Annotated in this window: 1 protein-coding gene; it reads right to left on the reverse strand. The window is 40.2% G+C overall.

Going from position 1 to position 7,959, the window contains the following annotated elements; all coding sequences use genetic code 11:
- On the reverse strand, nt 1-6,353 hold a 6,353-nt coding region (locus tag DWU89_RS19940), incomplete at its 3' end, for a YDG domain-containing protein (RefSeq protein WP_147292160.1).
- Between the last annotated feature and the right edge of the window lie 1,606 nt (nt 6,354-7,959).

A 7,959-nucleotide genomic window follows, 5' to 3' on the forward strand; every position in this document is an offset into this window, starting at 1 on the left:
CCGAGCATGTTCACAATCGTCAGCTGCAGCGGCTGAATCGGATTCACATAAATACTACCCTGTTTTGCATATACCTGCGTATTGGCAAGAGCTTCTTCAAGGCCGGTAGCAAAGTCTACAGTGACTTCGCAAGTGGCTGTTACATCACCGATCTTAGCTGTGATCGTTGCCGTACCTACCTTCAGGGCCTTCACTGTTGCACTGTTTCCGTTAGCTGTCACACTGGCAATCGTCGGATCGCAGCTGCTCCATGTCACGGTCTTATCCGAAGGAGATACAGTTGCTTTCAAAACGAACTCTTCAGTACGCGGCAACGTCTTTGTTGTTGCATCCAGGGAGATTGTAACGGTTTCATCGCCTTCGTCACCACCACCAACAGGAGGAGTCGGTTCTGCCTTGAAACCAAGCTGATTGCTACTATAAGATACTGTATAATTGTCATTATCACCACCGCTGATGTAATAAACAGTACTGCTACCATTACCTTCCGTTGTAACAACCGGTTCATAATTAACAGCACTACGAGTCACTGCTGCTGTTGTTTCACGAACTACCAGTTTCACGTTATTCTTCAAGTTTTCCACACCGGAAGCTCCTGTCGGTAATGTTGCATCTAAAGTAGATTTCACAATATTTCCCTTAATATCATCAACTCCTACCAGATTGTAGTTCTTATCTGTAGTATTCAAAGTAACAGACTTATTTATTCCTACATTAGCATTTTCAAATTCCGCTGTAACAGCAGGAACAGCTTCACCTGCAATTAAACCCTCTGCCGAATAACCGGACAGAACCAAAGTTTTACTGCCATCATAATATTTACTGATCGGACTTGTAATAGTCAAATCACGAGGAGTAATATTACCTTTGAAAGATTCTGCATCGTTTAATGTGTAATTAGCAGCATTAGCGCCAGACAAAGTAATTGGCTTAGACGGTACAATAGATATACCATTTGTTACACTTGCGGATGCATAATTAAATGTAACGCCTTCCAAATCCAAAGCAACACCTTCCGGCATATTATCTATTGCCAAAGATACATTTGCAGATGTCGTATTATCATAAGCCTTATCCGTACCAGAAGCCGAAACAGACAGCGACGCAGGATCTACCTTTATTGAAATATATGCAACTGCTCCATTCGCGTTTGTTGCCGTAATAGCACCAGTACCGACACCAACTGCATTTACCACATAATCACCTTCTTCATTTGTTGTTAATGTAAGAACTTTTGTATTGGCAACAGCATAAGTAAAGCCATTAACCTTTTTCAGAATTTTCGATTGTCCGAAAGTAAATATCTGTTCGCCTGCTTTTGTCGGAGCATTTGAACGAAGGGCTTTCGTTTCAGGGGCAGAGAAGTCCCAATTAATTACAGGAGCGGCTTGTTTTGTTAAAGAAGCCCCACGTACAGTCTTTGTTCCGTTGTCATAAGAAACCTGTGCATACGATTTACTATCTTCATCTACTACAGAAGGAACTGCATCAGCCCAACCTTCAGCATCTAATAATTGTACACCAACCTCATCGATACTTATATTAAAGGTCAACACCTTAGGTGTTCCCTTTTCTATTTCAACCTCACCGGATCCAGATTCAACCGTTACATTACCATAGTTCGGGAATGAAACATTCTGAAGAGATACACTATAGTTACCGTTAGACTCAGTAACAACTACTTTCCCTGTATAAGGAGCAGAAGTCAAATCTGTAGTTCCTGTCATAAACTGCAACTTATATTTCAAAGTAGTCTCGTTATATTTACGTTTAACGTCAGATACAATAACCTTTACATCCTCACCTTTCTCAATCGTACCTTTTAGGCCTGTCGGCTGAGTAAGTGTATAATTACCTGCAGCTGCACCTCCCAGGACCAAATCACCGGAAAGAACAACCGGTTTGTTTGTTCCGACATTCTTATCAACGAACGTTGCTGTAACACTTGTCGCATTAACTGTAACATCATCTTCCCCTATTTTTCCATTCAAAGTGAAGGTAGGAAGAGTTGCCGTTAATTCACCATCGTAACCCTTTGTTACTGTACCTGGAGTTACTGTCAGATTTTTCGGTTCTACCGTAACGGTCTGTTTAGCGATAGCTGTGATATAGCCTTCTTTTTCTGCGGTAACAGTAATAGTAGCAGTACCCGGCTTAATGGCTTTAATCGTTATTGAATCGACCAGTTCAACACAAGAAGTTCCACCTTCTGCGATCGCAAAAGTTACTTTAGCACCTTCTGCAAAGTCTTTTGCAGACAGCTTGGCTGTACTACCGTATGTCAGGCGAGACAGTTCGGATACAAAGTTTACATTCTGTAAATTTTTAGACAGATCAACAGAAGTTCCGACACTTGTTCCTGTTAAACTTCCAACTGCTGCTGTAGCTTTTATTTCAATCGAACTGTTCCCCACTTCGGACAGTTCGGCAGAGAATGTACCGTCTTTTGCTATAAGCAAGTCACTTGCTTTAGCTGTACCACCAACAGTAAACCCACCTTTCAGGTCTGTAGTCAGTGTGCCGCCATTGGAGATGATACGTCCTTTTGCTGTCACTTTAGACTTGTCCGCACTTACTGTTGCGCTAACCAATTCTACGGTCGGAGCAATAGCTTTGATCTCCAAGCTGTCAGCCACATACTCAATATTGTAATTATCAGATGTGTAACCATAAGGCATTACCGGATACTTACCTGCCAAAGAGGCTGATGTTGCCGGGCAGTCGAATTGTAATTTACCGCCAAGAATAGCATTCGTTTCACCATTCACAAAGCCAGATTCTTGTGCTGTAAATGTTGGGATAGTAGCTCCAAAATCTATTGCGGCACTCGGTTTAGCCGTTGTGACTGTCAACTTTGCTTTTATAACAGTATCGGTTACAGTTGCAAAAGAAACTTCGTAATAAGCACTATCACCCGAGTTTGTAAAGGTCGCATTCAAATTAACCGGCACTGCATTACCCGCATTAATAGAAGACAATGTTCCGGAATAAGAACTAAAAGCATTACCTGTTCCCAAGAATCCTTCTACTTTTACATCATCCGTTTTTAAAGTAACATTTGTGTCGCCATTGTACGTTTTCTTCTCGGCCGTAATGCCGCTTACCGTGATAACCCGTTTCAGGACTTCCAATGACTGGGTAACAGTCGTATCACCCACTGACATTGTAATAGCAACCTGACCCGGTTTTTTAATTACCAAAGAATCATACTTCGCTTCACCTGCCTTTGCTTTAATTGAAACAAAGCCATTATCCGCCTGAACAGAGAATTTGACAGTCTTTGTGCTGTCTGCATTACTGATCAAAGGCAGATTGGCAGAACCATAAACAACAGTCGAAGGTACAGAAATAATAGCGTAGTCAATACCGCCTGCAGCAGCATTGATCCAACAATATTCATGTTCTTTATCTGCAACCTTAGTCATCACCCAATCATTACTTACTACATACTTGGATGCATCGTCATTCGTTGCATTTTTTAAGTCGGCATAAATTGCATTATCTTCTCCAAAGCTACACCCTGTACCAATAGTGAACACCGGAGTACCTTCAATCCCTTGGCCTTTATCTACATTCACACCATACCAACCGTTACCGGAAGTACGGAAATTAGTAGCAGTAACGGTTGAACCGTTTACTATCAAACCGGCTGCATTATTGTTTCTTGAGATTACATTGTCTAATGTAACATTCGTTGCTTTGAATGCATGAATACCACTACCCGTTTTGCACCCTTCAACAATAAGGTTCTTCAATGATGTATTGGAGGCATCAATACGAACCAGATTCTTCGTCCCATTATCTGATCCGGACCAATTAGAAGCAGGCTCAATAATTGTAGAATCTTTATCTGTTATCGTACCTTCTATAACCATCGGTTTGCGAACCAACAAATGGCTTGCCAACGAGTAGCGACCGGCTTTCAAACCAATCGTATCAGATTGTATCATAGCAGATTGCAAATCAACCACATTATCAATCCCTCTTACATTCAGCTTTCCATTGTTGGTCAAAGTCGCAACATTTTCTCCAGTAGCAAATTCCAACCCTCCATTGAAAGTCCAAGTTTTGCCGGTAGGAATCGTAAACGCATTTATACTTTGTGAATCGCTGATTTCAAATTTAGCAATATGTCCTTTCGCACCTGTTAAAGTAACATTAGCTTCTGCTAAACCATCACTAACACCTACAACAGGCATAGCCTTTTCACCTTTAAAAGTAAAGTTTACATTTTCAGGAATACCATATTCTGAACCTTTATAACCCAAAAGTGTATGATAAGTCGCACCTAAATAAACATAGATATCAGAAGCTTCTGTCGGGAATGTACAATTGTCAAATGTAAGTGAAACCTCTTTAGATTTACCACGATTTACAGCGGCGATTTCAATAGGCGAATTCGCTTTTACAAATGTACAGTTAGTTAATGTCCCTTCAACTTTATCACTACGTCCATTTGACCCATTACCATACACGCCTCCTTGAATTGTAGCATTCTTTATAGTGGCTTTCGAGTTTTTAATATAACCCTTAGCACCATCAGTTCCACCAATAGCAATATAACCATAAGTACCGCCATCAATAGTAAGCATGGCTGATTCAACAGTATTATTGCTTTTGTCAAACTCTGCATAAGAATCACCATATGTCTGTCCACTTTCAAGACCACCACAAATCAACCAGTTACCAGTTCCTCCGATCGATGCAGTTCCAGAAACATTTATCATTACATCTTTTGAATGATTATAATACAAACCACCTCCTAAAAGACTATTAGTAACAACACTACTACCTGTAATATTTATAGTTGTTGAGCCTTCGACTCCTGCCGGAGTTGCAGTTGCTTCAGCTTTGTTTCCATTTGTTTCTCCATAGCCACCACCAAACAGCATATTCAATTTACCGCTTTTCATTGTAATCTTGGAAGATTTCACTGTTGCGTTCTTAGCACCACCAAAAAGAACTACTCGATCAGCAACAGGCAAAGTAACACCTACTTGGTCCACCTCTCCCATATTTAAACTACTGTCTAAAATGATCTTAACATCACTGTTTGTAGCCCCTTCCTGAACTGTTACGTCGTTTCCATTCGCATAAACAAATGTATAGTTACCAGTCCAAGTCGATTTATTCGGAAATCCATTATACTTTTCATAAACAAGACCATTCAACTGTCCTTTGAGATCCACTGTAGCATCTGCTATTTCCAAACCTTTATAAAGAATCCAATCCCTGTTTGTACCAAGTGTAAAAGCTTTTGTGTACTTATCAGCATCGCTACTTGCTGTCGGGTTCTTTACAAAGGCTGCTGCTTTCAGAGTAGTTCCGGCAATTTTCATTCCAGCCGTTTCCAAACCATCACTAAGGCCTAATGCCGGAGTATTGGTACAATTAGTAAATCCCCAATAAGCATATTTTGTAATTGCAGGAATCTCTTTTGCTTGCGTTCCATTATTTGTCCAGTTATAAGTTGCACCGGCATAACAATAGTAGTCACTAGAATTTTTAGGGAATGTACAACCGTCAAACGACATTACCACTGACTCTACTTTTCCACGATTAATACCAGCTATTTCTATCGGATCTGATTGACCGGTTGCTTTTACGAAAGTACAGTTTTTCGCTTGTACTTCCACAACTTCAGAGCGTCCATTTGAGCCTGTACCCAACAGACCGCCATTAATTGTAATTCCATCAAGAGTTGCAAAAACATTCTTTGAAAAAGAATAACCTTGTCCACCACCTACAAACAAACAACCCGTAACCGTAACGCCGTTTGTCAAGTTTATAGTAGAAGATTTAATCCGGTTTACAGAATTTTCAAAAGACGTTTCTAACCTATTCGTCGTTTTACCTTGATCATAGCCTCCACAATAAATATTGGTTAATGTAACTCCTGACCCGGCAGCATAGATTGCCGATGTATCTGTACTTGCATAGTATTTACCACCTGCAACCAACAGAGTAGAAATCTTACCACCTTTAATATTAACATATGCCAGGCCTTCCACATTTGCCCGCTTTTTGGTAACTAAAGTTCCCTGGCCTCCGGCATACAAATATTTAATTTCGCCACTTTCCATTGTAACCGAAGTAGACGATACACTTGCATCCTTACTACCACCATACACGGTACCAGCAGTAGTTATTTCCTTTGAAACTTCAGTTCCGGTAATTGTAATCTTTACTTTTCCCGAATTACCACTTTGCGTAATCGTAATTGGATTACCATTCGCATAGCAGGTATCCCCATCAATTGTCAATTCTGGGTTAGGAGTTCCTTGCGCATGCACCCACCCCACACTCGTCACCGCCATAAAGGCAGCGAGTAACATAAGTAATCTTTTCTTCATAACATTTTTAATTAAAGCATTAATAATGAGTTTATTGATTGAAATAAAATTCTGTACCCTATCATCGCTCTATTAACTTACCCTATACAATGTACGCCTACAAATAGTAGTTAACAAGTGTGATTTTCTGTATTTTGACGACCGAAAACGATCCTTTTTTTTAGTCATTTTTAGGCTGGATGCGGGTTTGGAGAGTTTTCCCCGATAACAATGCGATAAGTCTTGAATATTAAGGAGTTTTTTCTTTAATTAAAATTTGGAGGATTGAAAAAAAATGTTGACTTTTGATGACTAAAATAAACGATCGTTTTTTTTAGTCATTTTTCAAGTAGATTTTTGTTCCGCAAATAGCATTTGATATTCAAAAGATAGTAGCATTTATGGAAAAACACTTACGTTTTTAAATGAAAAGCAGCCGAGGGTTTTCTAAATGTATTTTCACAAAACATACTTTTTGAAGAGAGTTCCCGCAGATTCCGTATGTCCTGCCCTATACGTCTATATACCTATATATACATCTGTTTTTCAGCGTACTAAACCAACATCACCCTTTCATAAAAACGCGTAATCAGTATCTTGTTACATCTACATGTAAAGGGCGATTCTATGGTTCTTTTTTCCATTCCGAGATTTATCCCCTTTTCGAGGGCTTCCTGAGTGGTAAAATTTTCATTAAGCTGGAAAAAAAGTTGCATCGTTCAAATATTTTCAGGTTTGGATCCTCTACAAATTGACAATAACCCCCTGTTTCGGCTATTTTTCTATTTCGTTCGAAATCTTGATCGATTTTGGATTGACTTTTTTCACGGTTTTAGCCTCTCCGGCTGACAGCAATTGAAATGAAGTGCGCAGCCCATTCCGAAAAGTGTGCAATTTGATTGCCGGAAACCGGAAACAGCGGCAAAGTGATAAAGCTTAACTCCTGGAGAATCGAATATTTGCGAACGAAGGCGGACGGCGTTCCAAATATCCCAAGGAAATTTTAGGGGCTTGTTGCCATGAGGTGCGCAGAAAATAACCTTGAAGTAACGCTTCATCGTCCTGAGGGTTGACTTCGTGCTATATGAAGCCTGACTTCAGAGTAACAATGTTCCGGATCAGAGCGATAAAGTCCCTCTTCATGACAATAAGGTGCCGGATCATAGGAAAAAGCCCTTTTTTGACAGCTGAAAAGTGGGTTGACATTTGTTTGAATTAGGAAACCTTTCGAGCTCAAAAAATCCGTTTTTTACAATAAGCCCCCCTGCCGCAGAGGCAATTCGCGAATCGCCCAAAGCCCTGTAAGGGGCTATGATCTGTCGCCCCTTACAGCCCTAAGACAACGTCGCTAAATCATCATTTACAGGTTCAGATTTTCTTAAATACGATTCCTTATAACTTTCAACTCTTAACTTTCAACTATCCGGGGGGGCTTATTGTAAAAAAACAGATTTTTCTGCTCCAAGAGACATCCGAAACAAAACAAATGTTAATCCACTTTTTCGACCTCAAAAAGGGACTTTTTCCTCTTTTTTGAGTGTTTCCAGCAATTACGACCGTCCTCTTTGCCATTATGACCGTGCTAATGTGTAGTGCACTCGGCACCTCGCGAAGATTAGCACGGTCG

Origin of the sequence: Parabacteroides acidifaciens, from assembly GCF_003363715.1 — a bacterium.
Taxonomy (GTDB): Bacteria; Bacteroidota; Bacteroidia; order Bacteroidales; family Tannerellaceae; genus Parabacteroides; species Parabacteroides acidifaciens.